Source organism: Pseudomonas sp. 910_21 (assembly GCF_052850735.1).
In genome coordinates, this window is the sequence record NZ_VXCY01000002.1 from 141,658 (window position 1) to 167,785 (window position 26,128).

A 26,128-nucleotide genomic window follows, 5' to 3' on the forward strand; every position below is an offset into this window, starting at 1 on the left:
CCTGGGCTTAGGCTCTGGCAGCCAATCCCGATCAACAACAACCACAGGTGGCTGCATGATTCCCAGAACTTTGTTCAGTTCCGAGCACGAACTCTTCCGTGACAGCGTGCGCAGCTTTCTCGAGAAGGAAGCGGTGCCCTTCCATGGCGATTGGGAAAAGCAGGGCTATATCGACCGTCAGCTGTGGAGCAAGGCGGGGGAGGCAGGGATGCTCTGTTCGCACATCCCGGAGCAGTACGGCGGCTTGGGTGCTGACTTTCTCTACAGCACTGTAGTGATCGAGGAGGTCGGTCGCTTGGGGTTGACCGGCATTGGCTTTTCCTTGCATTCGGACATTGTCGCTCCCTATATCCTGCATTACGGCAGTGAAGCGTTGAAATTGAAGTACCTGCCCAGGCTGGTGTCGGGTGAGATGGTCACCGCTATCGCCATGACCGAGCCGGGGGCGGGCTCCGACCTGCAAGGGGTGAAGACCACCGCGGTGCTTGATGGTGACGACTATGTGATCAATGGCTCCAAGACATTTATCACCAATGGCTTTCTGGCCGATCTGGTGATTGTGGTGGCCAAGACCGATCCCAAGGCGGGAGCCAAGGGCACCAGCCTGTTTCTGGTGGAGGCCAACACTCCGGGGTTCTCCAAGGGCAAGCGACTGGAGAAGGTCGGGATGAAGGCCCAGGACACTTCGGAGCTGTTCTTCCAGGATGTGCGGGTGCCCAAGGAAAACCTCTTGGGGCAGGCCGGGATGGGGTTTGCCTATCTGATGCAGGAATTGCCTCAGGAGCGCCTGACTGTGGCGATTGGCGGGCTGGCCAGCGCTGAGGCCGCTTTGCAATGGACTCTGGAGTACACCCGTGAGCGCAGGGCATTTGGCAAGGCAATTGCCGATTTCCAGAACAGCCGCTTCAAGCTGGCGGAAATGGCCACGGAAATTCAGATCGGCCGGGTCTTTGTCGATCGCTGCCTGGAGCTGCATCTGCAAGGCAAGCTCGATGTGCCGACTGCCGCTATGGCCAAGTACTGGGGAACTGACCTGCAGTGCAAGGTGCTCGATGAATGCGTGCAGTTGCACGGTGGCTACGGTTTCATGTGGGAGTATCCGGTCGCCCGGGCCTGGGCGGATGCCAGGGTGCAGCGTATCTACGCGGGGACCAACGAGATCATGAAGGAAATCATCGCTCGTTCATTGTAGAAGCCGGTTCGCCGGCGAATCGAACGAAGCGCATTGCGCGTTATGTTCATTCGCTGGCAAGCCAGCTCCTGCGGGAGCGTTATGGTGCGGGGTTGGGGTGGTCCTTATGGATTGCTTCGATTCCGGCCAGCACTTCTTCCGACAGCTTCAGTTCGGCGCTGGCGATGTTGCTGTCGAGCTGTTCCAGGGTCGTGGCACCGATGATGTTGCTGGTCACGAACGGCTGCTGGGTGACAAAGGCCAGGGCCATTTGTGCCGGATCCAGGCCGTGCTCGCGGGCCAGAGCCACGTAGCGGCTGCAGGCGGCTTCCGACTGTGGGTTGAAGTAGCGGCTGAAGCGGCTGTAGAGGCTCAGTCGCGCCTTGGCTGGGCGGGCGCCATCTTCGTACTTCCCGGACAGAAAGCCGAACGCCAGGGGCGAGTAGGCCAGCAGGCCGCACTGTTCGCGAATGGCTATTTCCGCCAGGCCCACTTCAAAGCTGCGGTTGAGCAAGTTGTAGGGGTTCTGGATCGAAACGGCCCTTGGCCAGCCGCGGCTTTCGGCCAGGGCGAGGAACTTCATGGTCCCCCAGGGTGTTTCATTGGACAGGCCGATATGGCGGATTTTGCCGGCCTTGACCTGCTCGTCCAGGGCTTCGAGGGTTTCTTCCAGCGGGGTGAAGTCTTCGTCGGCCTGGTGCTTGTAGCCCAGTTGGCCGAAGAAGTTGGTGCTGCGCTCGGGCCAGTGCAGTTGGTAGAGGTCGATCCAGTCAGTCCGCAGGCGCTTGAGGCTGGCATCCACGGCTTCAATAATATGCTTGCGGTTGTGCTTGAGCTGCTTATCGCGGATGTAGTCGATGGTGTTGCCCGGGCCTGCGATCTTGCTGGCCAGGACCCAGTCGGCGCGGTCGCCGCGTTGCTTGAACCAGTTGCCGATATAGCGTTCGGTGGTGGCGTAGGTTTCGGCCTTGGGGGGCACCGGATACATCTCGGCAGTGTCCATGAAGTTGATTCCGGCATTCTTGGCCCGCTCGATCTGAGCGAAGGCCTCAGCCTCGGTGTTCTGCTCGCCCCAGGTCATGGTTCCCAGGCAAATCGCACTCACATTCAGATCGGTTCGGCCTAGCTGGCGATAGTCCATCGGGTGCTCCCTCGGCAAAACAATCATAAAAGCAGGTTGAAATTTTTTTCGCAATCTGCATAATTCGGCAGCTCTTTCTGCAGTGGAAGTGATGCGCCGCCTGCCGAAGAATCTTGCCGTATTTCAGACGCGCTGACCCGAGCCCCCGATAGCGTCTGTGTCCGGCTGCCTTTGACCTTGTCAAAGTACGCACTATTCAGTAAGATCCGCCGTCTATTTTGCTGGGCGGCCCCTGAGGCTATAAAGAATGAAAACTTTTACTGCTAAACCGGAAACAGTAAAGCGCGACTGGTTCGTCGTCGACGCTGCAGGTCAGACCCTGGGTCGTCTGGCCACCGAAATCGCGAGCCGTCTGCGTGGCAAGCACAAGCCTGAGTACACTCCTCACGTTGATACCGGCGACTACATCGTCGTGATCAATGCCGAGCAGGTACGTGTTACTGGCGCTAAAACCACTGACAAAATGTACTACTCCCACTCCGGTTTCCCGGGCGGCATCAAGTCGATCAACTTCGAAAAGCTGATCGCTAAAGCCCCTGAGCGCGTGATCGAGACCGCGGTAAAAGGCATGCTGCCTAAGAACCCGCTGGGTCGCGACATGTACCGTAAGCTGAAAGTCTATGCGGGCGCTGCTCACCCTCATACTGCTCAGCAGCCCCAAGAACTGAAGATTTAACGGAATAGTTCATTATGTCGGCGACTCAAAATTACGGCACTGGCCGTCGCAAGACTGCAACCGCACGCGTTTTCCTGCGTCCGGGCACTGGCAACATCTCGATCAACAACCGCTCCCTGGATAACTTCTTCGGTCGCGAAACTGCCCGCATGGTAGTTCGTCAGCCGCTGGAGCTGACCGAGACTGTTGAGAAGTTCGATATCTACGTTACCGTTATCGGCGGCGGTGTAAGTGGTCAAGCTGGCGCAATCCGCCACGGTATCACTCGCGCTCTGATGGATTACGACGAAACTCTGCGCGGCGCTCTGCGTAAAGCTGGTTTCGTAACCCGTGACGCACGTGAAGTTGAGCGTAAGAAAGTGGGTCTGCGTAAAGCGCGTAAGCGTCCGCAATACTCCAAGCGTTAATTCGCTACTGCGTTCAAAAACGCCCAGTCTCCTCGCGGAGCTGGGCGTTTTTTATTGTCTAGAATTTGCGCTGTGACAACTTGCCACATCCGCGGAGGCCCTATACTACAAGGCTTCGGGCTGGGTCTGCTTGGTAATTACCTTGTCAGAATAGGGGCTTTTCATTACCATTCGGCAAAATTTTTATAAGTTCAGATTTTTACTTAGTAGATGCCTGATTTAACAGGCCACAAAGCTGATGGGAGAGGACTGAATGAGCAATGACGGCGTGAATGCAGGCCGGCGTCGCTTCCTAGTAGCAGCCACATCCGTGGTGGGTGCTGCTGGAGCGGTGGGGGCTGCGGTCCCGTTCGTGGGGTCATGGTTTCCCAGTGCCAAGGCGAAAGCCGCAGGTGCACCGGTGAAAGTGAATATCAGCAAGATCGACCCAGGTCAGCAGATGATTGCTGAATGGCGTGGTCAGCCGGTATTCATCGTCCGCCGGACTGAGGAGATCCTGGGGAATCTTAAAAAGATCGAGGGCCAGTTGTCTGACCCTGACTCCAAGAATTCGGTACAACCAACCTACGTCGACCCGGAAGTGCGCTCGATCAAGCCAGAAATTCTGCTGCTGATCGGTATTTGCACCCACCTGGGCTGTTCTCCGACCTTCCGTCCTGAAGTCGCGCCCGCGGATCTGGGCAAGGACTGGGTAGGTGGCTATTTCTGCCCTTGCCACGGCTCCCACTACGATCTGGCTGGTCGCGTCTATAAGTCGCAACCTGCGCCTTTGAACCTGCCAGTACCCCCGCATTCCTATGAGTCGGATGACATCATTGTCATTGGCGTCGACACGGAGAAAGCGTGATGAGCAAGTTCATGGATTGGGTCGATGCGCGCTTCCCCGCGACCAAAATGTGGGAAGACCATCTCAGCAAGTATTACGCTCCGAAGAACTTCAACTTCTTCTATTTCTTTGGCTCCCTGGCACTGTTGGTTCTGGTCAACCAGATCGTCACCGGCGTCTGGCTGACCATGAGCTATACCCCTTCGGCGGAAGAGGCCTTTGCTTCCGTTGAGTACATCATGCGTGACGTCGAGTACGGCGCGATCCTGCGTCTGCTCCATTCCACTGGCGCTTCGGCGTTCTTCATTGTGGTCTACCTGCACATGTTCCGTGGCCTGCTCTACGGTTCCTACCAGAAACCTCGTGAGCTGGTATGGCTATTCGGCATGTTGATCTACCTGGCGCTGATGGCCGAAGCGTTCATGGGCTACCTGCTGCCCTGGGGCCAGATGTCCTACTGGGGAGCCCAGGTGATCATCTCGCTGTTCGGTGCGATCCCGGTCATTGGTGATGACCTGACTCAGTGGATCCGTGGTGACTACCTGATTTCCGGTATCACCCTGAACCGCTTCTTCGCCTTGCACGTGGTGGCCCTGCCGATCGTTATCCTCGGTCTGGTGGTGCTGCACATCCTGGCGCTGCACGAAGTGGGTTCGAACAACCCGGATGGCGTCGACATCAAGAAGAACAAGGATGAGAACGGCATCCCGCTGGATGGCATTCCTTTCCACCCTTACTACACCGTGAAAGATATTGTCGGCGTGGTGGTGTTCCTGTTCATCTTCTGCTCGATCGTATTTTTCTTCCCGGAGATGGGTGGTTATTTCCTCGAGAAGCCGAACTTCGAACCGGCCAACCCGTTCAAGACGCCTGAGCATATTGCTCCTGTTTGGTACTTCACTCCGTTCTACGCGATTCTGCGTGCGGTGCCTGACAAGCTAATGGGTGTTATTGCCATGGGTGCCGCGATTGCTGTCCTGTTTGTATTGCCTTGGCTTGACCGTAGTCCGGTCAAGTCCATGCGCTACAAAGGCTGGCTGAGCAAGATCTGGCTGCTGGTGTTCTGCATCTCGTTCGTGATCCTGGGTGTGCTGGGTGTACTGGCGCCGACTCCAGGCCGTACGTTGTTGTCGCAGGTATGTACCTTCCTGTACTTCGCCTACTTCATTCTGATGCCGTTCTACACCAGGCTCGAGAAGACCAAACCGGTTCCGGAAAGGGTGACTGGCTGATGAAAAAGCTATTTGCTGTACTGATTCTTGCTGCTATGCCTGTATTGTCTTTCGCGGCCGAGCACGGTGGTCCTGAGTTGGAAAAGATCGATATCGATCTGTCTGACAAGGCTGCCTTGCAAGACGGCGCGCGCACCTTTGCCAACTACTGCATGGGCTGCCACAGCGCCAAGTTCCAGCGTTATGAGCGAGTTGCGGATGACCTGGGTATTCCTCATGACCTGATGTTGAGCAAGCTGGTTTTCACCGGTGCGAAGATCGGTGATCACATGAACATCGGTATGCAGCCGGCGGACGCCAAGACTTGGTTCGGTGCTGCGCCACCTGACCTGACCCTGGTGGCTCGCGTTCGTGGTACCGACTGGCTCTATGGCTATCTGAAATCCTTCTATGAGGATCCGGCTCGCCCTTGGGGTGTGAACAACAAGGTTTTCCCGAATGTGGGCATGCCTAACGTCCTGGTCGGTCTGCAAGGCCGTCAGGTGGTTGGCTGCAAACAGGTTCAGATCGTCGAAGACGGTAAGAAGCAATACGATCCGCTGACCGGTACTCCTCTGACTCATGAGGCTTGTGATCAGCTGACGATCAAGGAAAACACCGGCACCCTCAATGAGGCGCAGTTCGATGAGAAGGTCAAGAATCTGGTGACCTTCCTGGCCTACTCGGCCAACCCGGTCAAGCTGCAACACCAGCGCATCGGTACTTACGTACTCTTGTATCTGGCCTTCTTCTTCGTATTCGCCTATCTGCTCAAGCGCGAATACTGGAAGGATGTGCATTGATAGCGTTTTAAGCGTCAGTTGTTGAACATGCGCGCCCAAGGGCGTCTCTGAAGCTGTAACAACCCTGTATCATTCGGGGGTTACCAGAGGCGCCCTGAGGGCGCGCTTGTTTTTTCTGCTTCCGATAATTTCAACAAGCGAGGAGGATCGCCATGGGCGTGACCAATCGGTTGGCCTGTTACTCCGACCCCGCCGACCACTATTCCCACCGGGTGCGCATTGTGCTTGCGGAGAAGGGTGTCAGCGCCGAGATCATCAGTGTGGAGGCGGGGCGTCAGCCGCCGAAACTGATCGAAGTGAACCCTTATGGGAGCTTGCCAACGCTGGTCGATCGGGACCTGGCGTTGTGGGAGTCGACAGTGGTGATGGAATACCTGGATGAGCGTTACCCTCATCCTCCATTGCTGCCGGTTTACCCTGTTGCGCGTGCCAACAGCCGCTTGCTTATACATCGCATCCAGCGTGATTGGTGTGGGCAGGTGGACCTGATTCTGGATTCGCGGACCAAAGAGGCGGTGCGGGTGCAGGCGCGTAAGGAATTACGCGAAAGTCTGACAGGGGTTTCTCCGTTGTTCGCCGATAAGCCATTTTTCCTCAGTGAGGAACAAAGCCTGGTGGACTGCTGCCTACTGCCCATACTCTGGAGATTGCCAATTCTGGGTATCGAACTGCCGCGGCAGGCAAAGCCGCTGCTTGATTATATGGACCGCCAATTTGCGCGTGAGGCTTTCCAGGCGAGTTTGTCTGGTGTCGAACGTGATATGCGCTGAGGCTTAAGGAGCCGCTATGAACTCCAGTCGACCTTATCTGGTCCGCGCGCTCTATGAGTGGATTGTGGACAACGATTGCACCCCGCACATGCTGGTCAACTCCGATTACCCGGCTGTGCAGGTGCCCCAGGGTTTCGCCAGTGATGGGCAAATTGTCCTGAATATATCTCCCAGCGCCGTGCGCCATCTGCATATGGACAATGATGCAGTCACTTTCGAGGGGCGCTTCGGCGGTGTACCTCATAGTCTGCACGTGCCGGTTGCTGCGATCCTTGGGATTTATGCGCGGGAGAATGGGCAGGGCATGGTCTTTGATCTGGAATCGCCTCTGGATGAGGAGGACGATATCGAGCCGGAAGACGACCTGCCTCCACCGGACAGCGAGCCGCCACGGCCTAGCGGCCGGCCGAGCCTGAAAGTGGTCAAGTAATAAAAAAGGCGATCCGGATGGATCGCCTTTTTTGTATCTGCTGCTGTGCTGTGTCAGTCGATATATTCAAACAGCTTGACGATTTTTTGTACGCCGGAGACGCCTTGTACCAGGCTGGTGGCTTGGGCGGCTTCCTGTTGGGTCAGCAGGCCCAGCAAATAGACGATGCCGTTTTCGGTCACGACCTTGATCCGTGAAGCGGGAATGCTGGCGTCGGTAAGCATCTGGGTCTTGATCTTGGTGGTCAGCCAGCCATCGTTCTGCCGTGCCAGGAATCCGGAGGGCGGCAGCACTTGCAGTTCGTTATGTACCTTCTTGACTCGCTGCACCTCGCTGGCGGCCTGTTCGGCCATGGCCTTGAGGTCGGGGCGCGGTGTCTGGCCGGCCAGCAGGACGATACCGTTGAAGCTGGTGACGACGATGTGCGAGTTGTTTTCCAGGTCCGGGTTGGCCTTGGCAACGTTCACGGCGACTTTGGTTTCGATCAGTGAATCGTCGATCTTGCTGCCGAAGGTGCGGGTGCCGCGATCGTCATCGATTGGTTTGTCGCGGGTGGCGGTAATCACCGAGCTGCAACCAGTGATGCCGAGGCACAAGGTCAAGGCCAGAAGGCCAAGGCGATTAGGGGTCATTCTTCACTCCCGAACAATTGGCTGTCGATCAAGTCGCAAAGGCAATGGATCGCCAGCAGGTGGACTTCTTGAATACGTGCAGTGACGGTGGCCGGTACGCGAATTTCCACGTCTTCAGGCAGTAGCAGCGAGGCCATGCCTCCGCCATCGCGACCGGTCAATGCTACGACAATCATTTCACGATCATGTGCGGCTTGAATGGCTTGAATAATGTTCGCCGAGTTACCGCTGGTGGAAATTGCCAGCAACACATCGCCGGGTTGGCCGAGAGCACGGATCTGTTTGGAGAAGACTTCGTTGTAGCTGTAGTCGTTGGCAATCGAAGTGATGGTCGAGCTGTCGGTAGTCAGAGCGATGGCGGGCAGGCTGGGGCGTTCACGTTCGAAGCGGTTGAGCAACTCGGAGGAGAAGTGTTGGGCGTCGCCGGCGGAGCCACCGTTGCCACAGGAGAGCATTTTGCCCTCATTGAGCAAGGCATTGACCATGACCTGGCTGGCCTGCTCGATGTGCGGTGCAAGTACGTCCATCGCCTGTTGCTTGGTGTCGATGCTGGCCTGAAAAAGCTGGCGAATTCGGGATTGCATGTCCATCTGTGTGACCTTAAGTGGCGCGGCTTGGTGGCACGTGAATGTGCAGCCCGCAAAGCAAAGAGCAAAAAAGTTGAGTGAAAATGGGTGCGGCCTGAGGGCGTCTTTCAGCTATCAAAGGCATTGCGTAGCCAGTTCAAACGGGCTTCTGCACCCGGGGCGCCTTCAATGGCGACCACGTCGAAACGGCAGGGGTGGTTGGACCAGCGTGACTCGCGTTGCAGGAAAGTCTGCGCGGCAAGAATCAGTTTTTGACGCTTGCGCCCATCGATACTGCCCAGAGCTCCACCCCATTGCGTGTGTTGTCTGTAGCGGACTTCGACGAATACTACTGTATCGCCGTCAAGCATGACCAGATCAAGCTCGCCGCGTTTGCACAGCCAGTTCTGCGCCAGCAGGCGCAGCCCTTGCTGTTGGAGATGCCGGAGCGCTTGGCTTTCGGCATCTCTTCCGCTTTGCTGGCGTGATCCTTGGAGCATTAGCGCGGTGTGTCGGGCAGGCGGGTGACCTGGCCATTGACGAACTTGGCCCAGGGCAGTTGACGCTCAATGCGCTGACCGGCGGCCATGCCCAGGCTACCGGACTCGCCCTCGATCCGGCTGTCAGGCAGGGCCTTGAGTTGACCCAGGCGTGGTGCCAGGCGATAGGCGTCGACACCCATTGCGTACAGGCGACCGAGGCTGCCTCCAGCTTGTGGCCATTGTGCAGTGACCTGGCGGCGCAGAAGGCCATTGGCATCCAGCAGCCAAGGTGTTTCGCAGAACATTACACCGTTCATATCGTTGTATTGATTCTGATCGCCGCTGGCGCTGAACACGTTGGAGGTTGCATACACTGGAACATCGCCAGCGTACTGGAAGTTCAGGGTCGGTTTGATCTGCTGTGCCTGCTGCGGAGTGGAAGCGAGGAAAATGAACTCGATATCCTGGCGGCGCGACGGTTGTGCGGCGACTTGAGTGCCTACGGTGCTCTGCAGGCTCTTGGCGCGACCCTCGCTTTGGCGCAGTCGGAACAAGTCGGCAATTTGTTGGGCCAGAGCGACAGGCTGATCGACTCGCTCGATGCCGATCACGCTACCACCGTTGGCTTCCCAGTCCTGGCGGAAGGCCTTGAGCACGCGGTCGCCCCACTCACCCTTGGGGACCAGCGCCGCAGCGCGATGCAGGCCATCGGCGCGGGCGCGACGAGAGACTTCACGGGCTTCGTCTTCGGCCGCCAGGCCGAATTGGAACAGTTGCGCCGGGCCTTGTTCGCCTTCGCTGTAGTTCAGTGCGAGGGTGGTAATCGGCAGCTGCGAGCGTGTAGCCAGTTGCTTGACCAGTGGTTTTTCCAGGGGGCCGACTACCAGTTGCACACCGGCAGCCTGGGCTTTGCGGTAGAAGTCGTCCAGGGAACTCAGGCGCGAGCTGTCGTAAAACTCAATGCTGGGTGGCTTTTGCCCGGCTTGCTGAGCCTGGTAGTGAGCGGCCATGAAGCCTTCACGCAGGGCCTTGGAAACCGAAGCCAAGGGCCCATCTTGTGGCAGTAGCAGGGCAATTTTCGAAACAGGCTGGCTAGCCAGCTCTTTAAGCTGGGTCAGCGGTTGAGGCAGTTGAATGGCGGCAGGATGCTTTGGATTCTGCGCGCGCCAGTTATCAATGGCCGACTGTTGTTGCTCCAGAGTACCGGCGGTCTTGACTGCCAAGGCCAGGCTCAACCAGCCGGCCAGGTCATCGTTGCCTGCAGATTGCAGTTGGTCGGTGGGCAGCGCGGCAATCAGTACCCAGATGGCCTCATGGTTCTTTGCCGCCGCTTCATCTTTCAGCAGGGGCGCGATAAGAATCCGCTGCTTGGCGGCAGCCAGCGTCTGGCCGTCCGCTTCCAGAGCGCGCGCATAAACGTTGCCGGTACGGATCTGCTGAGTTGCAGGCAGTTCGCTGAGGTGCTGCAGGCTTGGGTGGCTCAGCGCAGTCAGTGCGGCTTTCGGCTGATTGCGGATCATGGCCAGCTCTGCTGACAGAGTGCTGGCGAAGATCTGCTGGGCAGGTTTGAGCTGATCCAGCGGCACTTGCTGGAGGATTTGTCCGGCGCGTCCGGCGTTGCCCTGGCGGTATGCCAGGTCTGCTGCGCTCAAGCGCAGCAGGGCTGCCTTGTCCGGGCTTTTGCTGGTGGCGGCCTGTTCGAGCAATTGCTCGATGCTGGCATCCGGTGTCCGTGGAAGTTCGCCAAGGCTGGAAGAGGGCGAGCTGGCGCAAGCCACCAAAAGGGTAGCCAGGCAGAGGGCAAGAAGCAGCCGCAGGCAAGCGATCATGTAAGTGTTCCTGATACTCGATCAAATGAGCGTGGAATTGTACCCAAGCGCTGGCCGGGGCGCGATGTTACTGGCGATAAACCGTCTATTTAACGGGTGCAAATGTTGCTGTAGCGCATAAAAGGCCACAAAGGGCTGCAGTGTTGAACGATCGCCAGGCATATTGAGAGGACTTCAACGCGCTACAATGGCGCTTTTGCCGATCAAGAGGTGTGCGCTTTGACTGCTCCAGGTCCTTTGAATTCCGCTGCTGGCTCGCTTTATGTGGTGGCGACGCCCATCGGCAACCTGGACGACATCAGTGCCCGGGCCCTGAAGTTGTTGCGCGAAGTGTCCCTGATCGCTGCCGAGGATACTCGGCACTCACAGCGTCTGATGCAGCACTTTGGCATCTCCACGCCCTTGGCAGCCTGCCATGAGCATAACGAGCGTGATGAGGGCAGTCGTTTCATTACCCGTTTATTGGCGGGTGATGATGTCGCATTGATTTCCGATGCCGGAACGCCGTTGATTTCCGATCCGGGTTATCACTTGGTGCGGCAGGCCCGTGCAGCAGGCATCAATGTGGTTCCTGTGCCAGGGGCCTGCGCATTGATCGCGGCACTGTCGGCGGCAGGCCTGCCATCGGATCGGTTTATCTTCGAGGGTTTTCTGCCGGCTAAGGCCGTTGGGCGGCGGGGGCGTTTGGAGTTGGTCAAGGAAGAGCCTCGCACGTTGATTTTTTACGAGGCGCCGCATCGTATTCTTGAGTGTCTGCAGGATATGGAGACGGTATTTGGTGGCGAGCGACCGGCACTGTTGGCTCGAGAACTGACCAAGACCTTCGAGACCCTCAAGGGGCTACCACTTTCCGAGTTGCGTCAGTTCGTGGAGGCCGACAGCAACCAGCAGCGCGGTGAGTGCGTAGTGCTGGTGGCGGGATGGACGGCGCCGGAAAGCGATGAGGCGATCAGTAGTGAGTCGATGCGCATTCTTGACCTATTGCTTGAGGAGATGCCTCTCAAAAGGGCGGCGGCGCTGGCGGCTGAGATCACGGGTGAGCGCAAGAATGTGCTGTATCAGGTGGCCCTGAATAAACAGAAAGAGCAATAAATTGCGTAGCAGGGTGGCCAAAGGCTTTTAGCGCTTGTTCTTGGGCCTCTCTGCCGTTAACCTTCGCGGCGGAGAGTCGATTGGACAGTCGCTGCCCTCTATGAAAATTAGAGGGGGGAGGAAAGTCCGGGCTCCATAGGGCGGAGTGCCAGGTAATGCCTGGGAGGCGTGAGCCTACGGAAAGTGCCACAGAAAATAACCGCCTAAGCACTTCGGTGCCGGTAAGGGTGAAAAGGTGCGGTAAGAGCGCACCGCACGTCTGGTAACAGTTCGTGGCTAGGTAAACCCCACTCGGAGCAAGACCAAATAGGGTTCCAAGGCGTGGCCCGCGCTGGAACCGGGTAGGTTGCTAAAGATGTCCAGTGATGGCCATCGTAGAGGAATGACTGTCCTCGACAGAACCCGGCTTACAGATCGACTCTCCACCTTTTCCCTCCCTGCTTGAATCAATAGCAGAAGCGTTTTTGTAATACCGAAAAAATCTTACTCTTAATAAATTACTTTAACTTCGTGCTGCAGCTTATTGGGCTGTCTGAAGTTGATGCTCTGGAATGCCCTCCGAATTCTCGTTACCTCTCCTTTTAGTCTCCTAAATCTCCGTTCTATAAGGCTTTTCCGTCGCTGCGCGCCTTGACGGTGGTGTGGGCGCATTCCTATAGTGTGCGCAAGTGGCGGAAAGTGGCATGAAGTGGGTTTTTTGAGCGCAAAACGCTAAAATTTGGAGAAACGCTGACGTGTTTCGCGGAGCTAACGCTATCAGTCTCGATGCAAAAGGCCGTCTCGCCATGCCGAGCCGGTATCGTGACGAGCTCGTTTCGCGAAGTTCTGGGCAATTAATCGTCACCATCGACGCGGTTGATCCTTGTTTGTGTGTTTACCCCCTCGATGAGTGGGAGCTGATAGAAACCAAGCTGCGCGCACTGCCTTCGCTTCGCGAAGAGAACCGTCGTTTGCAGCGTTTGCTGATTGGTAATGCCGTCGATCTCGAGCTCGATGGCAGTGGTCGTTTTCTGGTGCCACCGCGCCTGCGTGAATATGCCAAGTTGGATAAGCGCGCAATGCTGGTGGGCCAACTGAACAAGTTCCAATTGTGGGACGAGGATGCCTGGGATGCTGTTTCTGCAGCTGACCTGGCGGCTATTCAACAACCGGGCGCCATGCCTGATGAACTGCGTGATTTGATCCTGTGACTATTGATAGCGGCTTTAACCACATCACCGTGCTGCTTGACGAAGCCGTCGAGGCTCTCGCCGTGCGCCCTGATGGCTGCTATCTGGATGGCACCTTCGGCCGTGGCGGGCATAGCCGCTTGATTCTCAGCAAGCTCGGAACGGAGGGCCGGCTCCTCGGATTCGACAAGGACCCCCAAGCGATTGCCACCGGGCAAGCGCTAGCGGCCGAAGACGGCCGCTTTGTCGTTGTACAGCGCAGTTTTGCCGAGTTGGGTTCGGAGGTCGCGGAGCGCGGCCTGGCAGGCAAGGTCAGTGGTGTTCTGCTGGATCTTGGCGTGTCTTCTCCACAGTTGGACGATCCTGAGCGTGGCTTCAGTTTTCTCAATGATGGCCCTCTGGACATGCGCATGGACCCGACTCGTGGCATTAGCGCTGCGCAGTTCATTGCCACCGCGCCCGTCGAGGAAATTGCCCGTGTGTTCAAGGAGTACGGCGAAGAGCGCTTCTCCGGGCGCATGGCGCGAGCCGTGGTCGAGCGTCGTGAAATCCAGCCCTTCGAACGTACTGCCGATCTGGCCGAAGTATTGAAAGTCGCCAATCCTGCCTGGGAGAAGGGCAAGAATCCTGCTACCCGGGCTTTCCAGGGATTGCGCATCCATGTGAATAACGAACTGGGCGATCTCGAGGCCGGCCTTGAGGCGGCGCTGGAGTCGCTGGAAGTGGGCGGTCGCTTGGTGGTGATCAGCTTTCACTCCCTGGAAGATCGCATCGTCAAATTATTCATGCGGCGCCTGGTGAAGGGCGAGTCCGACAATCTGCCGCGCAACCTGCCGGTACGTTTTGAAGCCTTCGTGCCGAAAATCAAGATTCATGGCAAAGCGCAGTTCGCCTCCGAGGCCGAGCTCAAAGCCAATCCCCGTTCCCGTAGTGCGGTGATGCGTGTTGCGGAGAAGCTTCGGTGAGCAAGCTCTTCGCCAAGCCTCTTCCAGGCGGAAGCTTTTTCATGCTTCTGCTATTCGTTGGCGTTTTGGTCTCCGCGATTGCGGTGTCCTACAGCGCTCACTGGAATCGTCAATTACTCAATACGCTGTATGGCGAGTTGAGTGTGCGTGACAAGGCCCAGGCCGAATGGGGACGGTTGATTCTTGAGCAAAGCACCTGGACCGCTCATAGCCGGATCGAAGTGCTGGCCACTGAACAGCTGAAGATGCACATCCCGGGCGCGGCTGAAGTTCGCATGGTGGCGCCATGAAACTTGAAGGCGCTCTCTACCCTTGGCGTTTCCGTGTGGTGCTGGGCTTGCTGGCGATCATGGTGTCGGCGATTGGCTGGCGCATTATCGATTTGCAGGTGGTCGACCGTGACTTCCTCAAGGGGCAGGGCGATGCGCGCAGTGTCCGGCATATTCCTATCCCTGCCCATCGTGGCCTGATCACCGACCGCAATGGCGAGCCTCTGGCCGTAAGTACGCCAGTGACCACGCTTTGGGCCAATGCCAAGGAAATGCAATTGGCCAAGGACCGCTGGCCAGCATTGGCCATGGCCCTTGGTCAGGACCCCAAGGCGCTGGCTGAGCGTCTCGAAGCTCAGGCCAATAAAGAATTCATCTACCTGGTCCGGGGCCTGACTCCGGAGCAGGGCCAGGCGGTGCTCGATCTGAAGGTGCCGGGCGTCTATGGCATCGAGGAATTCCGGCGTTTCTATCCGGCTGGCGAAGTGACTGCGCACATGGTTGGTTTTACCGACATTGACGACCGTGGCCGCGAAGGGGTCGAGCTGGCCTATGACGAATGGCTCGCCGGCGTTCCCGGCAAGCGCCAGGTGATCAAGGACCGGCGAGGCAGATTGATCAAGGATGTCCAGGTCACCAAGAACGCCAAGGCCGGCAAGCCCTTGGCGTTGTCGATTGACCTGCGCCTGCAATACCTGGCCAACCGTGAACTGCGCAATGCCATTGTCGAAAACGGCGCCAAGGCCGGCAGCCTGGTGATCATGGACGTGAAGACCGGCGAGATCCTGGCCATGGTCAACCAGCCGACCTACAACCCGAACAATCGCCGCAATCTGCAGCCGGCGATGATGCGTAACCGCGCGATGATCGACGTATTCGAGCCCGGCTCGACCATGAAGGCGATCTCCATGAGTGCCGCCCTGGAAACCGGACGCTGGAAGCCCAGCGATACTGTCGAGGTTTATCCGGGCACCCTGCAGTTGGGCAAGTACACCATTCGTGACGTGTCGAAGACCGAAGGGCCGGTGCTCGATCTGACCGGTATTCTGATCAACTCCAGTAACGTCGGCATGAGTAAGGTCGCCTTCGATATCGGTGGCGAAACCATTTTCCGTCTGGCGCAGAAGATCGGTCTGGGTCAGGACACAGGCCTCGGCTTCCCTGGCGAGCGAGTCGGCAACCTGCCGAACTACCGTGAGTGGCGCAAGGCTGAAACCGCAACTCTGTCTTATGGCTACGGCCTCTCGGTGACCGCGATCCAACTGGTCCACGCGTTTTCCGCGTTGGCCAACAATGGTCGGATTGCTCCGCTGACGCTGATCAAATCCGACAAGACGCCGCAAACCGCTCAGGTGATTCCGGAAAACGTCGCTAAAACCATGCAGGGCATGCTGCAGCAGGTGATCGAGGCTCCCCGGGGCGTGTTCCGTGCCCAGGTCCCGGCCTATCACGTGGCTGGCAAGAGTGGTACCGCGCGCAAGACGTCGGTAGGCACCAAGGGCTATGCCGAGAACTCCTATCGTTCGCTATTTGCCGGTTTCGGCCCGATGAGCGATCCGCGCTACGCCATCGTGGTAGTGATCGACGAGCCGAGCAAGGCCGGTTACTTCGGTGGCCTGGTATCGGCTCCGGTGTTCAGCAAAGTGATGTCCGGCACCCTGCGCCTGATGAACATCACTCCGGATAATCTGCCGGCCACGCAACAGGCCAATGCGGCGCCCGGTACCCCAGTACGAGCCAATGGAGGGCGCGGCTAATGTCTCTTAGCCTGAACAAGATTTTCGCCCACGCCGGCCGCGATCTGCTGATCCGCGAGTTGACGCTGGACAGCCGCAATGTACGTGCCGGTGATTTGTTCCTGGCGGTACCCGGCGCCAAGTTTGACGGCCGTGCACATATTGCCGACGCCTTGCAGCGCGGTGCTGCTGCAGTGGCCTATGAGGTGGAAGGTGCAACCGTGCTGCCGCTGACCGATGTGCCGCTGATTCCAGTCAAGGGCCTGGCGGCGCAGTTGTCGGATATTGCCGGGCGCTTTTATGGGGATCCAAGCCGCCAGCTGAATCTGGTGGGCGTGACCGGTACCAACGGCAAGACCAGCGTCACCCAGTTGGTGGCCCAGGCGCTGGATCTTTTGGGCCAGCGTTGCGGTTTGGTAGGCACGCTGGGTACTGGCTTCTATGGCGCGCTGGAAAGTGGCTTGCACACCACGCCTAACCCTATCGCGGTGCAGGCGACCCTGGCTGATCTGAAGAACGCCGGTGCCAAGGCGGTGGCCATGGAGGTCTCGTCCCATGGTCTGGATCAGGGGCGCGTGGCGGCCCTGGCTTTCGATGTTGCGGTGCTGACCAATCTGTCCCGCGACCATCTGGATTACCACGGAACCATGCAAGCCTATGGCGCAGCCAAGGCGAAGCTCTTCAACTGGACTGACCTGCGTTGCCGGGTGATCAATCTCGATGATGAGTTCGGTCGGCAACTGGCAGCGGACAAGCACGAATCGCGGTTGATAACCTACAGCCTCGAGGATGCCTCTGCTTATCTGTACTGCCGTGAGGCGAACTTTGATGACGACGGCGTGCGCGCAACCCTGGTGACTCCGCAGGGTGAACACCATCTGCGCAGCACCTTGCTCGGACGCTTCAACCTGAGCAATGTGCTGGCGGCGGTCGGTGCTTTGTTGGGCCTGGAGTACGCACTGGATGAAATTCTCGCCGTGCTGCCCAAGCTCGAAGGTCCTGCTGGGCGCATGCAACGCCTGGGGGGTGGTACTCAACCCTTGGTGGTCGTGGATTACGCCCACACTCCGGATGCTCTGGAGAAAGTATTGCTGGCCCTGCGCCCTCACGCCAAGGGGCGCCTGCTCTGCCTGTTCGGCTGCGGCGGTGACCGCGATCGCGGCAAGCGTCCGCTGATGGCAGAAGTGGTAGAGCGCCTGGCAGATGGCGTGCTAGTCACCGATGACAATCCACGCAGCGAAGACCCAGCGCAGATTTTCGACGATATCCGTGCTGGTTTCAGCGCGGTAGACAAGGTCGATTTTGTAGCCGGTCGTGGTCTCGCCATTGCTCGATTGATCGCCGCCGCGTCGGCAGACGATGTGGTGGTTCTGGCGGGCAAGGGCCATGAGGATTATCAGGAGATCAATGGCCAGCGCCATGACTTCTCCGACCTTGCTGAAGCCGACAAGGCCTTGACTGCATGGGAGGTGGCACATGCTTAAAGCCTTGCTGCTCAGTGAAGTATCGGCCCCATTGGACGCCCGCCTGATCGCGGGCGATGTGCGTTTCAGTGGTGTCAGTATCGATAGCCGGGCGATTCAGGCGGGTCAGTTGTTCGTTGCCTTGACCGGCCCCCGTTTTGACGGTCACGACTACTTGAACGAAGTGGCGGGCAAAGGTGCCGTAGCCGCGTTGGTCGAACGTGAAGTTCCCGACAGCGCGCTGCCTCAGTTGCTGGTCAAGGACACCCGTCTGGCCCTCGGCCAATTGGGCGCTCTGAATCGTGGCGCCTTTACCCGGCCGGTGGCTGCGGTGACGGGTTCCAGCGGCAAGACCACGGTCAAGGAGATGCTGGCCAGCATCCTGCGTACCCGTGGTCCGGTGCTGGCAACCCGGGGCAACCTGAACAATGACCTGGGCGCGCCGCTGACACTTCTGGAGCTGGCCCCCGAACACACCGCTGCCGTGATCGAGCTTGGCGCGTCGCGCATCGGCGAAATCGCCTACACCGTGGCCATGACTCGTCCCCATGTGGCGATCATCAATAACGCTGGTACCGCTCACGTCGGTGAGTTCGGCGGCCCGGAGAAAATCGTCGAAGCCAAGGGCGAAATTCTCGAGGGGCTCGATAGCGCCGGGATTGCCGTGCTGAATCTGGACGACAAGGCCTTCCCGATCTGGAAGACCCGCGCCTCCGGTCGTCAGGTGCTGAGCTTTGCTCTGGACAACAGCGCAGCAGATTTTCATGCCTCGGATATCGGTCGTGATGCCCGTGGTTGCCCGTCCTTCACATTGCACAGCCCAAAGGGCGTGGATAGGGTGCAATTGAACCTGCTTGGCACCCATAACGTGGCCAACGCCTTGGCCGCCGCAGCCGCGGCCCATGCCATGGGCGTCTCGCTGTTCGGCATCGTCACCGGCCTGAATGCGGTGCAGCCGGTCAAGGGCCGCACCGTTGCCCAACTGGCCAAGAACGGCATGCGGGTGATTGATGACACTTACAACGCAAACCCCACCTCAATGTGTGCCGCCGTTGATATACTCGCCGGCTTTTCCGGCCGCACCGTCCTGGTGCTCGGAGACATCGGCGAGTTGGGCGAGTGGGCGGAGCAGGGGCACCGCGAAGTAGGTGCGTATGCCGCTGGCAAGGTTTCGGCCCTCTACGCCGTAGGCCCGATGATGGCTCATGCTGTCGCCGCCTTCGGCGAACACGCGCGCCACTTCGCCAGCCAGGCTGATCTGATTGCTGCCCTGGACGTCGAGCAAGACCCAAATACCACCATTTTGATCAAGGGATCGCGCAGCGCGGTGATGGAAAACATCGTCGCGGCTTTGTGCGGCTCGAGCACGGAGAAACATTGATGCTGCTGCTGCTAGCGGAGTACCTGCAACAGTTCTACAAAGGCTTCGCGGTCTTTCAGTACCTGACCCTGCGCGGGATTCTCGGGGTACTGACTGCGCTGTCTTTGGCGCTGTGCCTGGGTCCGTGGATGATCCGTACTCTGCAAAACCGGCAGATCGGCCAGGCCGTGCGTAATGACGGTCCGCAATCTCACCTGTCCAAGTCGGGTACACCGACCATGGGGGGCGCGCTGATTCTTTCCGCCATCGGTATCAGCACCCTGCTCTGGGCCGACCTGCGCAACCACTATGTGTGGGTAGTGCTGGTGGTGACCCTGGCGTTTGGCGCCATCGGTTGGGTCGATGACTACCGCAAGGTGATCGAGAAGAACTCCCGTGGCTTGCCCAGCCGCTGGAAGTATTTCTGGCAATCGGTGTTCGGCCTGGGCGCTGCGATCTTCCTTTATATGACCGCGCAGAGCCCGGTGGAAACCACCTTGCTGATCCCGATGCTCAAGGACGTGAGCATTCCTCTGGGCATCGGTTTCGTGGTCCTGACCTACTTCGTCATCGTCGGTTCGAGCAACGCGGTCAACCTGACCGACGGCCTCGATGGCCTGGCGATCATGCCGACGGTGATGGTCGGCGGCGCGCTGGGGATCTTCTGCTACCTGTCGGGTAACGTGAAGTTCGCCGAATACCTGCTGATTCCTTATGTACCGGGGGCGGGCGAGCTGATCGTCTTCTGCGGTGCGCTGATCGGTGCCGGCCTGGGCTTCTTGTGGTTCAACACCTATCCGGCACAAGTTTTCATGGGCGACGTCGGCGCGCTGGCGCTGGGCGCGGCCCTGGGCACCATCGCCGTGATCGTCCGTCAGGAAATCGTCCTGTTCATCATGGGCGGCGTGTTCGTGATGGAGACCCTGTCGGTGGTGATCCAGGTGGCTTCCTTCAAATTGACTGGTCGCCGTGTGTTCCGCATGGCACCTATTCACCACCACTTTGAACTCAAGGGCTGGCCCGAGCCTCGTGTGATCGTCCGTTTCTGGATCATCACCGTGATTCTCGTGTTGATCGGCCTTGCCACCCTGAAGCTGAGGTAGAACGAGTGTCTCTGATCGCTTCTGACCACTTCCGCATCGTTGTCGGCCTCGGCAAGAGCGGCATGTCCCTGGTTCGCTTCCTGGCGAACCGGGGCGTTGCCTTTGCGGTGGCCGATACGCGGGAGAATCCACCTGAGCTGGCCACGCTGCGTCGTGACTACCCGCAGGTGGACGTGCGTTGTGGCGAGCTGGATGTCGAGTTCCTGTGCCGTGCCGACGAGCTCTACGTGAGCCCAGGCCTGGCCCTGGCGACCCCGGCCCTGCAGGCCGCTGCTGCCCGTGGCGTGAAATTGTCCGGTGACATCGAGCTGTTCGCGCGTAACGCGAAGGCGCCGATTGTCGCCATCAGCGGTTCCAACGCGAAAAGCACCGTGACCACCCTGGTGGGCGAGATGGCCGCTGCGGCGGGCAAGCGGGTCGCCGTGGGCGGCAACCTGGGCACTCCGGCCCTGGATCTGCTCAGCGACGACGTCGAGCTGTACGTGATGGAGCTGTCCAGCTTCCAGCTGGAGACCACCGACCAGTTGTGCGCCGAAGTGGCCACCGTGCTGAACATCAGCGAAGACCATATGGACCGCTACAGCGGCCTGCCGGCCTATCACCTGGCCAAGCACCGGATCTTCCGGGGCGCGCGGCAAGTGGTGGTCAATCGCCAGGATGCGCTGTCCCGGCCGTTGCTGAGTGAGAACCTGCCGTGCTGGACCTTTGGCCTGGGTAAGCCCGATTTCAAGGGCTTTGGCCTGCGGGAAGAAAAGGGTGAGAAGTACCTGGCCTTCGAGTTCCAGAACCTGATGCCGGTGCGCGAACTGAAGATCCGTGGTGCCCATAACCAGTCCAACGCCCTGGCGGCATTGGCCCTGGGGCATGCGGTCGGCTTGCCGTTCGACGCCATGCTTTCGGCTCTGCGCACCTTCGCCGGCCTGGAGCACCGTTGCCAGTGGGTTCGCGACGTGGATGGCGTGGGTTATTACAACGATTCCAAAGCCACCAACGTCGGCGCCGCCTTGGCTGCCATCGAAGGCCTGGGCGCGGACATCGATGGCAAGATCGTGCTGATCGCCGGTGGCGACGGCAAGGGCGCCGAGTTCAAGGATCTACGGGATCCGGTAGCGGCCAACTGCCGCGCGGTGATCTTGATGGGCCGTGACTCCGACAAGATCGGTGAGGCGGTTGGCGATGCTGTGCCGCTGATTCGTGTCGATTCGCTGGCCGACGCTGTGGCTCAATGCCGCGCCGCTGCACAGCCTGGTGACGTGGTGTTGCTGTCGCCCGCCTGCGCCAGTTTCGACATGTTCAAGAATTACGAAGACCGGGGTCACCAGTTCGTCCGTGTCGTGGAGGAGCTGGCATGAACTTGAGGAATTTCATCAAGCCGTATCCGTCGCCGCTTATCACCGGGCGTGGCATCGACCTGGATTTCCCGATGCTCGCCGGCTGCCTGACGCTGCTCGGCCTGGGGCTGGTCATGATTGCATCGGCCTCTACCGAAGTGGCGGCGGCGCAGTCGGGCAGTGCCCTGTACTACATGATTCGCCACCTGATCTACATCGTGCTGGGCCTGGGGGCCTGCATTGTTACCATGATGATTCCCATCGCCACCTGGCAGCGCCTGGGCTGGATGATGCTAATTGGTGCCTTCGGTTTGCTGGTGATGGTGATCATTCCGGGGATCGGCCGTGAAGTGAACGGTTCGATGCGCTGGATCGGTTTCAGCTTCTTTAACGTTCAGCCCTCCGAGATTGCCAAGGTGTTCGTGGTGATCTACCTCGCCGGCTACTTGGTGCGGCGCCAGAAGGAAGTGCGTGAAAGCTGGATGGGCTTCTTCAAGCCATTCATCGTTCTGCTCCCAATGGCGGGCCTGCTGCTGATGGAACCGGACTTCGGTGCCACCGTGGTGATGATGGGGGCCGCAGCGGCGATGCTGTTCCTCGGCGGTGTCGGGCTGTTCCGGTTTTCCCTGATGGTGGTCCTGGCAGTGGCAGCGGTTGTCTTGCTGATTCAGATGCAGCCCTATCGAATGGCGCGTCTGACCAACTTTGCCGACCCCTGGGCGGACCAGTTCGGTGCCGGATATCAATTGTCCCAGGCACTGATTGCGTTTGGTCGCGGCGAGTGGCTGGGGGTTGGACTGGGTAACAGCGTGCAGAAGCAGTTTTATCTGCCGGAGGCTCACACCGATTTCGTGTTCTCGGTATTGGCCGAAGAGCTGGGTGCCGTGGGCTCCTTGTGCACGGTGGCACTGTTCGTATTCGTCTGTATTCGCGGCATGTACATCGGTCTGTGGGCCGAGAAAGCCAAGCAGTTCTTTGCCGCCTATGTGGCTTATGGCTTGTCGTTCCTATGGATTGGTCAGTTCTTGATCAATATCGGGGTGAACGTCGGTCTGCTGCCGACCAAGGGGCTGACCCTACCGTTCCTCAGTTATGGCGGTAGTTCGTTGGTGATCTGCTGCGCCTGCCTCGGATTGTTGCTGCGTATCGAATGGGAGAGCAGAACCCACCTGGGCAGTGAAGAGATGGAGTTCAGTGAGAGTGACTTTGCCGAGGATCCAGTCCATGGGCGCTAACGTGCTGATCATGGCGGGCGGCACCGGTGGCCACGTGTTCCCGGCGCTGGCGTGTGCCCGCGAGTTCCAGGCCCGTGGCTACAGCGTGCACTGGCTGGGTACTCCCCGTGGGATCGAGAACGAACTGGTACCGGCGGCCGGCTTGCCGCTGCATCTGATCAACGTCACCGGGCTGCGGGGCAAGGGCAAGCTGTCGCTGCTCAAGGCGCCGTTCGTCCTGATCAAGGCGGTGCTCCAGGCGCGGCGGATCATTCGCCAACTCAATCCGGTCTGTGTGCTGGGTTTTGGTGGTTATGTGACCGGCCCTGGTGGTGTTGCCGCCAAGTTGTCCGGGGTGCCGGTCATCGTTCATGAACAGAATGCCGTGGCCGGTACCGCCAATCGGCTGCTGGTGCCGTTGGCCGCCCGAGTCTGCGAAGCTTTCCCGGACACCTTCGGGGCCTCGGACAGCCGCCGCACCACGGGCAATCCGGTGCGTACCGAACTGTTCCTCGAAACACCGCGCGAGGCCCTGGCCGGACGCAAGGCGCGTTTGCTGATCCTGGGCGGAAGCCTGGGGGCAGAGCCGTTGAACAAATTACTGCCGGAAGCCCTGGCACAGGTCGCCCCCGAGCTGCGCCCGGAGGTGTTCCATCAGGCCGGTAAAAACCACGATGAAGTCACTGCAGACCGCTATCGCGCCGCCGGCGTCGAGGCGCAGGTGCAGCCCTTTATCAAAGACATGGCTCAAGCCTATGGCTGGGCCGACCTGGTGGTCTGTCGCGCAGGCGCGTTGACTGTCAGCGAACTGGCTGCCGCCGGTCTGCCTTCGATGCTGGTGCCTTTGCCCCATGCGATCGACGATCACCAGACCCGCAATGCCGAATATTTGGCTCGTGAAGGTGCTGCCTTCCTGATGCCGCAAAGAACGACTGGTGCAGCGGACCTTGCCGCTCGCCTGACAGAGGTTTTGATGCAACCAGAACGACTCGACAACATGGCCCAGGCCGCACGCCGCCTGGCCAAACCCGACGCCACCCGTGATGTGGTGAATATCTGCCTGGAGGTGGCCCATGGTTGAGAATCAAAAAGCCATGCCGCAACCGGAAATGCGCCGCATCCGCCGTATCCACTTCGTCGGCATCGGCGGCGTGGGCATGTGCGGGATTGCCGAGGTGCTGCTGAACCTGGGTTACCAGGTCTCCGGTTCCGATCTCAAGGCGTCGCCGGTCACTGAGCGCCTGGAGTCCTTTGGCGCGCAGATTTTCATCGGCCATCGCGCTGAAAACGCTGCCAATGCCGATGTGCTGGTGGTGTCCAGCGCCGTGAATACCTCGAACCCGGAAGTCGCCACTGCCCTGGAACGCCGTATTCCGGTGGTGCCGCGGGCGGAGATGCTCGCCGAGCTGATGCGCTACCGTCATGGCGTGGCCGTGGCTGGTACCCATGGCAAGACCACCACCACCAGCCTGCTGGCCTCGGTGTTCGCCGCTGGTGGCCTGGACCCGACTTTTGTCATCGGTGGCCGGCTCAATGCAGCGGGTACCAATGCACAGCTGGGCACCAGCCGTTACCTGATTGCCGAAGCCGACGAAAGCGATGCCAGCTTCCTGCACCTGCAGCCGCTGGTAGCCGTAGTCACCAATATTGACGCCGACCATATGGCGACCTACGACGGTGACTTCAACAAACTGAAGAAAACCTTCGTCGACTTCCTGCACAACCTGCCGTTCTATGGGCTGGCGGTGATGTGCCTGGACGATCCGGTGGTGCGCGATATCCTGCCGCTGGTCAAGCGTCCGACCGTGACCTATGGCTTCAGCGAAGAAGCCGACGTGCGCGCCATCAATGTACGCCAGCAAGGCATGCAGACCTTCTTCACCGTGCTGCGTCGCGACCGCGAGCCGCTGGATGTGTCGGTGAACATGCCGGGCAACCACAATGTGCTCAACTCCCTGGCGACCATCTGTATCGCCACCGACGAAGGCATCAGCGACGAAGCCATTGTCCAGGGCCTGTCGGGCTTCCAGGGTGTGGGCCGGCGCTTCCAGGTTTACGGTGAGCTGCCGGTGGAAGGCGGCAACGTCATGCTGGTGGACGACTACGGGCACCACCCGACCGAGGTCGCGGCAGTAATCAAGGCCGTGCGTGGTGGCTGGCCTGAGCGCCGCCTGGTGATGGTCTACCAGCCGCACCGCTTCAGCCGTACCCGTGACCTGTACGACGACTTCGTGCAGGTGCTGGCCGATGCCAACGTCCTGCTGTTGATGGAGGTCTACCCGGCCGGCGAAGAGCCGATCCCCGGCGCCGACAGTCGCCAGCTATGCCACAGCATTCGTCAGCGTGGCCAGCTGGATCCGATCTACATCGAACGTGGCGTCGATCTGGCGCCGCTGGTCAAGCCGTTGCTGCGCGCCGGTGACATCCTGTTGTGCCAAGGTGCCGGTGATATCGGCGGTCTTGCGCCTAAATTGCTCAGCAGCCCGCTGTTCGCCGGTGCTGTGGCCGCTGGCAAGGGGGCGAAATGACCGCTGCCTACGCCAATCTGTTCTCCACCGTGAAGCCGAGCGATTTCGGTCGCGTTGCCGTGCTCTACGGCGGCAAGAGCGCCGAGCGCGAAGTGTCGCTGAAGTCCGGCAAGGCCGTAATTGAAGCCTTGCAGAGTGGCGGTGTGAACGCCTTCGGCATTGATGTCGGCGACGACCTGCTGCAGCGCCTCTTGAGCGAGAAGATTGATCGCGCCTTCATCATTCTCCACGGTCGTGGCGGTGAAGACGGCAGCATGCAAGGCCTGCTCGAGTGCCTGGGGATTCCCTACACCGGTAGCGGCATCCTTGCTTCGGCTCTGGCCATGGACAAACTGCGCACCAAGCAGGTCTGGCACAGCCTGGGGATTCCGACGCCGCGCCACGCAGTATTGAGCTCCGAGGCCGACTGTATTTCCGCAGTGGCGGAACTGGGCCTGCCTTTGATCGTCAAACCGGCTCATGAAGGCTCCAGTATCGGTATGGCCAAGGTGACTTCCGCGCCCGAATTGATCGACGCATGGAAGGCGGCCAGTACCTACGATTCGCAAGTGTTGGTCGAACAATGGATCCAAGGTCCGGAGTTCACCATCGCGACCCTGCGTGATCAGGTGTTGCCCCCGATCGCCCTGGGTACTCCCCACACTTTTTACGACTACGACGCCAAGTATCTGGCTTCCGATACTCAGTACCGGATTCCGTGCGGCCTCGATAGCGCCAAGGAACAGGAACTCATGGACCTCACGGCGAAAGCCTGTGAGGCGCTCGGTATTGCCGGTTGGGCGCGTGCCGATGTGATGCAGGATGCCCAGGGACAGTTCTGGTTCCTGGAAGTGAACACCGCTCCGGGGATGACCGACCACAGTCTGGTGCCGATGGCCGCTCGTGCGGCCGGTCTGGATTTCCAGCAGTTGGTCCTGGCCATCCTGGCAGCCAGTCTTGAGGCGAGAGGTTAAG

26 protein-coding genes and 1 other RNA gene are annotated in these 26,128 nt (G+C 59.3%); 22 read left to right on the forward strand and 5 right to left on the reverse strand.

What is annotated here, in order from left to right:
* The first annotated feature begins 55 nt into the window (after positions 1–55).
* Positions 56–1,192 (forward strand): acyl-CoA dehydrogenase family protein, encoded by a 1,137-nt coding sequence (locus FW796_RS05695; RefSeq protein ID WP_402884852.1) that lies wholly within the window; start codon positions 56–58, stop codon positions 1,190–1,192.
* A 79-nt stretch (positions 1,193–1,271) separates the two neighbouring features.
* Here FW796_RS05695 and FW796_RS05700 read toward each other — a convergent pair whose 3' ends face one another.
* Positions 1,272–2,312: an NADP(H)-dependent aldo-keto reductase gene (locus FW796_RS05700; protein WP_346633854.1), complete on the reverse strand. Its 1,041-nt coding sequence runs from the start codon at positions 2,310–2,312 to the stop codon at positions 1,272–1,274.
* 247 nt (positions 2,313–2,559) lie between these two features.
* On the opposite strand from FW796_RS05700, the gene rplM reads away from it, so the two are divergent.
* From rplM to FW796_RS05735, 7 genes are all read left to right on the forward strand, one after another.
* Positions 2,560–2,988, forward strand: a complete 429-nt coding sequence (gene rplM, locus FW796_RS05705; protein WP_007928449.1) for a 50S ribosomal protein L13 — start codon at positions 2,560–2,562, stop codon at positions 2,986–2,988.
* 14 nt (positions 2,989–3,002) lie between these two features.
* Complete coding sequence (gene rpsI / locus FW796_RS05710; protein ID WP_003205364.1) at positions 3,003–3,395, forward strand: 30S ribosomal protein S9; 393 nt, start codon at positions 3,003–3,005, stop codon at positions 3,393–3,395.
* Between the two features lie 253 nt (positions 3,396–3,648).
* Positions 3,649–4,242: a ubiquinol-cytochrome c reductase iron-sulfur subunit gene (gene petA, locus FW796_RS05715; protein ID WP_011063329.1), complete on the forward strand. Its 594-nt coding sequence runs from the start codon at positions 3,649–3,651 to the stop codon at positions 4,240–4,242.
* Positions 4,242–5,453 carry a cytochrome b gene (locus FW796_RS05720; RefSeq protein WP_404937625.1) on the forward strand — a complete coding sequence of 404 codons (1,212 nt, stop codon included), beginning with the start codon at positions 4,242–4,244 and terminating at the stop codon, positions 5,451–5,453. The genes petA and FW796_RS05720 overlap by 1 nt, the downstream gene beginning before the upstream one ends.
* Positions 5,453–6,235, forward strand: a complete 783-nt coding sequence (locus FW796_RS05725; RefSeq protein ID WP_346633856.1) for a cytochrome c1 — start codon at positions 5,453–5,455, stop codon at positions 6,233–6,235. Before FW796_RS05720 ends, FW796_RS05725 begins: the two co-directional genes overlap by 1 nt.
* A 152-nt stretch (positions 6,236–6,387) precedes the next feature.
* A complete protein-coding gene (locus FW796_RS05730; RefSeq protein ID WP_102860311.1) occupies positions 6,388–7,005 on the forward strand; it encodes a glutathione S-transferase N-terminal domain-containing protein in 618 nt (205 codons plus the stop codon).
* Between the two features lie 16 nt (positions 7,006–7,021).
* Complete coding sequence (locus tag FW796_RS05735; protein WP_346633857.1) at positions 7,022–7,435, forward strand: ClpXP protease specificity-enhancing factor; 414 nt, start codon at positions 7,022–7,024, stop codon at positions 7,433–7,435.
* A gap of 53 nt (positions 7,436–7,488) precedes the next feature.
* Here the strand turns inward: FW796_RS05735 and FW796_RS05740 are convergent, their stop codons facing one another.
* From FW796_RS05740 to FW796_RS05755, 4 genes are all read right to left on the reverse strand, one after another.
* A complete protein-coding gene (locus FW796_RS05740) occupies positions 7,489–8,067 on the reverse strand; it encodes a BON domain-containing protein (protein WP_346633858.1) in 579 nt (192 codons plus the stop codon).
* Positions 8,064–8,657, reverse strand: a complete 594-nt coding sequence (locus tag FW796_RS05745; RefSeq protein ID WP_015636934.1) for a phosphoheptose isomerase — start codon at positions 8,655–8,657, stop codon at positions 8,064–8,066. Before FW796_RS05745 ends, FW796_RS05740 begins: the two co-directional genes overlap by 4 nt.
* Positions 8,658–8,761: 104 nt before the next feature.
* Positions 8,762–9,133, reverse strand: coding sequence for a YraN family protein (locus FW796_RS05750; protein ID WP_446439134.1), 372 nt, complete (start codon positions 9,131–9,133; stop codon positions 8,762–8,764).
* Entirely contained in the window at positions 9,133–10,944 is a 1,812-nt protein-coding gene (locus FW796_RS05755; RefSeq protein ID WP_404937624.1) for a penicillin-binding protein activator, read from the reverse strand. The genes FW796_RS05750 and FW796_RS05755 overlap by 1 nt, the downstream gene beginning before the upstream one ends.
* A gap of 237 nt (positions 10,945–11,181) precedes the next feature.
* Here FW796_RS05755 and rsmI point away from each other — a divergent pair, with 237 nt between their 5' ends.
* The 14 genes from rsmI to FW796_RS05825 all read left to right on the forward strand — a co-directional run bounded on the left by rsmI (position 11,182) and on the right by FW796_RS05825 (position 26,127).
* A complete protein-coding gene (gene rsmI / locus FW796_RS05760) occupies positions 11,182–12,036 on the forward strand; it encodes a 16S rRNA (cytidine(1402)-2'-O)-methyltransferase (protein WP_346633991.1) in 855 nt (284 codons plus the stop codon).
* A 72-nt stretch (positions 12,037–12,108) separates the two neighbouring features.
* An RNA gene (gene rnpB / locus FW796_RS05765) (RNase P RNA component class A) lies at positions 12,109–12,462 on the forward strand.
* A 308-nt stretch (positions 12,463–12,770) separates the two neighbouring features.
* Positions 12,771–13,226, forward strand: coding sequence for a division/cell wall cluster transcriptional repressor MraZ (gene mraZ / locus FW796_RS05770; RefSeq protein WP_019693566.1), 456 nt, complete (start codon positions 12,771–12,773; stop codon positions 13,224–13,226).
* Entirely contained in the window at positions 13,223–14,170 is a 948-nt protein-coding gene (rsmH, locus tag FW796_RS05775; protein ID WP_162884089.1) for a 16S rRNA (cytosine(1402)-N(4))-methyltransferase RsmH, read from the forward strand. Before mraZ ends, rsmH begins: the two co-directional genes overlap by 4 nt.
* Complete coding sequence (gene ftsL, locus FW796_RS05780; protein ID WP_003188663.1) at positions 14,167–14,460, forward strand: cell division protein FtsL; 294 nt, start codon at positions 14,167–14,169, stop codon at positions 14,458–14,460. Before rsmH ends, ftsL begins: the two co-directional genes overlap by 4 nt.
* Complete coding sequence (locus FW796_RS05785) at positions 14,457–16,196, forward strand: peptidoglycan D,D-transpeptidase FtsI family protein (protein WP_446439135.1); 1,740 nt, start codon at positions 14,457–14,459, stop codon at positions 16,194–16,196. Before ftsL ends, FW796_RS05785 begins: the two co-directional genes overlap by 4 nt.
* Entirely contained in the window at positions 16,196–17,659 is a 1,464-nt protein-coding gene (locus FW796_RS05790; protein WP_346633861.1) for a UDP-N-acetylmuramoyl-L-alanyl-D-glutamate--2,6-diaminopimelate ligase, read from the forward strand. Before FW796_RS05785 ends, FW796_RS05790 begins: the two co-directional genes overlap by 1 nt.
* Complete coding sequence (locus tag FW796_RS05795; protein WP_446439136.1) at positions 17,652–19,019, forward strand: UDP-N-acetylmuramoyl-tripeptide--D-alanyl-D-alanine ligase; 1,368 nt, start codon at positions 17,652–17,654, stop codon at positions 19,017–19,019. Before FW796_RS05790 ends, FW796_RS05795 begins: the two co-directional genes overlap by 8 nt.
* Positions 19,019–20,101, forward strand: a complete 1,083-nt coding sequence (gene mraY, locus FW796_RS05800; protein ID WP_102860321.1) for a phospho-N-acetylmuramoyl-pentapeptide-transferase — start codon at positions 19,019–19,021, stop codon at positions 20,099–20,101. Before FW796_RS05795 ends, mraY begins: the two co-directional genes overlap by 1 nt.
* Before the next feature lie 5 nt (positions 20,102–20,106).
* On the forward strand, positions 20,107–21,453 hold the full coding sequence (murD, locus tag FW796_RS05805; RefSeq protein ID WP_346633863.1) for a UDP-N-acetylmuramoyl-L-alanine--D-glutamate ligase: 1,347 nt from the start codon (positions 20,107–20,109) through the stop codon (positions 21,451–21,453).
* The gene (ftsW, locus tag FW796_RS05810; protein WP_404937622.1) at positions 21,450–22,667 is read left to right on the forward strand and encodes a putative lipid II flippase FtsW; all 1,218 of its coding nucleotides are present in this window, start codon (positions 21,450–21,452) and stop codon (positions 22,665–22,667) included. Before murD ends, ftsW begins: the two co-directional genes overlap by 4 nt.
* Positions 22,657–23,727 (forward strand): undecaprenyldiphospho-muramoylpentapeptide beta-N-acetylglucosaminyltransferase, encoded by a 1,071-nt coding sequence (gene murG / locus FW796_RS05815; RefSeq protein WP_446439137.1) that lies wholly within the window; start codon positions 22,657–22,659, stop codon positions 23,725–23,727. The genes ftsW and murG overlap by 11 nt, the downstream gene beginning before the upstream one ends.
* Positions 23,720–25,174, forward strand: coding sequence for a UDP-N-acetylmuramate--L-alanine ligase (gene murC, locus FW796_RS05820; protein ID WP_346633865.1), 1,455 nt, complete (start codon positions 23,720–23,722; stop codon positions 25,172–25,174). Before murG ends, murC begins: the two co-directional genes overlap by 8 nt.
* Complete coding sequence (locus tag FW796_RS05825) at positions 25,171–26,127, forward strand: D-alanine--D-alanine ligase (protein ID WP_404937621.1); 957 nt, start codon at positions 25,171–25,173, stop codon at positions 26,125–26,127. Before murC ends, FW796_RS05825 begins: the two co-directional genes overlap by 4 nt.
* Position 26,128: the final 1 nt, after the last annotated feature.

What these genes read in the sequence shown, in the direction of transcription:
- FW796_RS05695 (WP_402884852.1), top strand. Translation starts at nt 56, where the DNA reads ATGATTCCCAGAACTTTGTTCAGTTCCGAGCACGAACTCTTCCGTGAC.
- FW796_RS05700 (WP_346633854.1), bottom strand. Translation starts at nt 2,312, where the DNA reads ATGGACTATCGCCAGCTAGGCCGAACCGATCTGAATGTGAGTGCGATT.
- rplM (WP_007928449.1), top strand. Translation starts at nt 2,560, where the DNA reads ATGAAAACTTTTACTGCTAAACCGGAAACAGTAAAGCGCGACTGGTTC.
- rpsI (WP_003205364.1), top strand. Translation starts at nt 3,003, where the DNA reads ATGTCGGCGACTCAAAATTACGGCACTGGCCGTCGCAAGACTGCAACC.
- petA (WP_011063329.1), top strand. Translation starts at nt 3,649, where the DNA reads ATGAGCAATGACGGCGTGAATGCAGGCCGGCGTCGCTTCCTAGTAGCA.
- FW796_RS05720 (WP_404937625.1), top strand. Translation starts at nt 4,242, where the DNA reads ATGAGCAAGTTCATGGATTGGGTCGATGCGCGCTTCCCCGCGACCAAA.
- FW796_RS05725 (WP_346633856.1), top strand. Translation starts at nt 5,453, where the DNA reads ATGAAAAAGCTATTTGCTGTACTGATTCTTGCTGCTATGCCTGTATTG.
- FW796_RS05730 (WP_102860311.1), top strand. Translation starts at nt 6,388, where the DNA reads ATGGGCGTGACCAATCGGTTGGCCTGTTACTCCGACCCCGCCGACCAC.
- FW796_RS05735 (WP_346633857.1), top strand. Translation starts at nt 7,022, where the DNA reads ATGAACTCCAGTCGACCTTATCTGGTCCGCGCGCTCTATGAGTGGATT.
- FW796_RS05740 (WP_346633858.1), bottom strand. Translation starts at nt 8,067, where the DNA reads ATGACCCCTAATCGCCTTGGCCTTCTGGCCTTGACCTTGTGCCTCGGC.
- FW796_RS05745 (WP_015636934.1), bottom strand. Translation starts at nt 8,657, where the DNA reads ATGGACATGCAATCCCGAATTCGCCAGCTTTTTCAGGCCAGCATCGAC.
- FW796_RS05750 (WP_446439134.1), bottom strand. Translation starts at nt 9,133, where the DNA reads ATGCTCCAAGGATCACGCCAGCAAAGCGGAAGAGATGCCGAAAGCCAA.
- FW796_RS05755 (WP_404937624.1), bottom strand. Translation starts at nt 10,944, where the DNA reads ATGATCGCTTGCCTGCGGCTGCTTCTTGCCCTCTGCCTGGCTACCCTT.
- FW796_RS05785 (WP_446439135.1), top strand. Translation starts at nt 14,457, where the DNA reads ATGAAACTTGAAGGCGCTCTCTACCCTTGGCGTTTCCGTGTGGTGCTG.
- FW796_RS05790 (WP_346633861.1), top strand. Translation starts at nt 16,196, where the DNA reads ATGTCTCTTAGCCTGAACAAGATTTTCGCCCACGCCGGCCGCGATCTG.
- FW796_RS05795 (WP_446439136.1), top strand. Translation starts at nt 17,652, where the DNA reads ATGCTTAAAGCCTTGCTGCTCAGTGAAGTATCGGCCCCATTGGACGCC.
- mraY (WP_102860321.1), top strand. Translation starts at nt 19,019, where the DNA reads ATGCTGCTGCTGCTAGCGGAGTACCTGCAACAGTTCTACAAAGGCTTC.
- ftsW (WP_404937622.1), top strand. Translation starts at nt 21,450, where the DNA reads ATGAACTTGAGGAATTTCATCAAGCCGTATCCGTCGCCGCTTATCACC.
- murG (WP_446439137.1), top strand. Translation starts at nt 22,657, where the DNA reads ATGGGCGCTAACGTGCTGATCATGGCGGGCGGCACCGGTGGCCACGTG.
- murC (WP_346633865.1), top strand. Translation starts at nt 23,720, where the DNA reads ATGGTTGAGAATCAAAAAGCCATGCCGCAACCGGAAATGCGCCGCATC.
- FW796_RS05825 (WP_404937621.1), top strand. Translation starts at nt 25,171, where the DNA reads ATGACCGCTGCCTACGCCAATCTGTTCTCCACCGTGAAGCCGAGCGAT.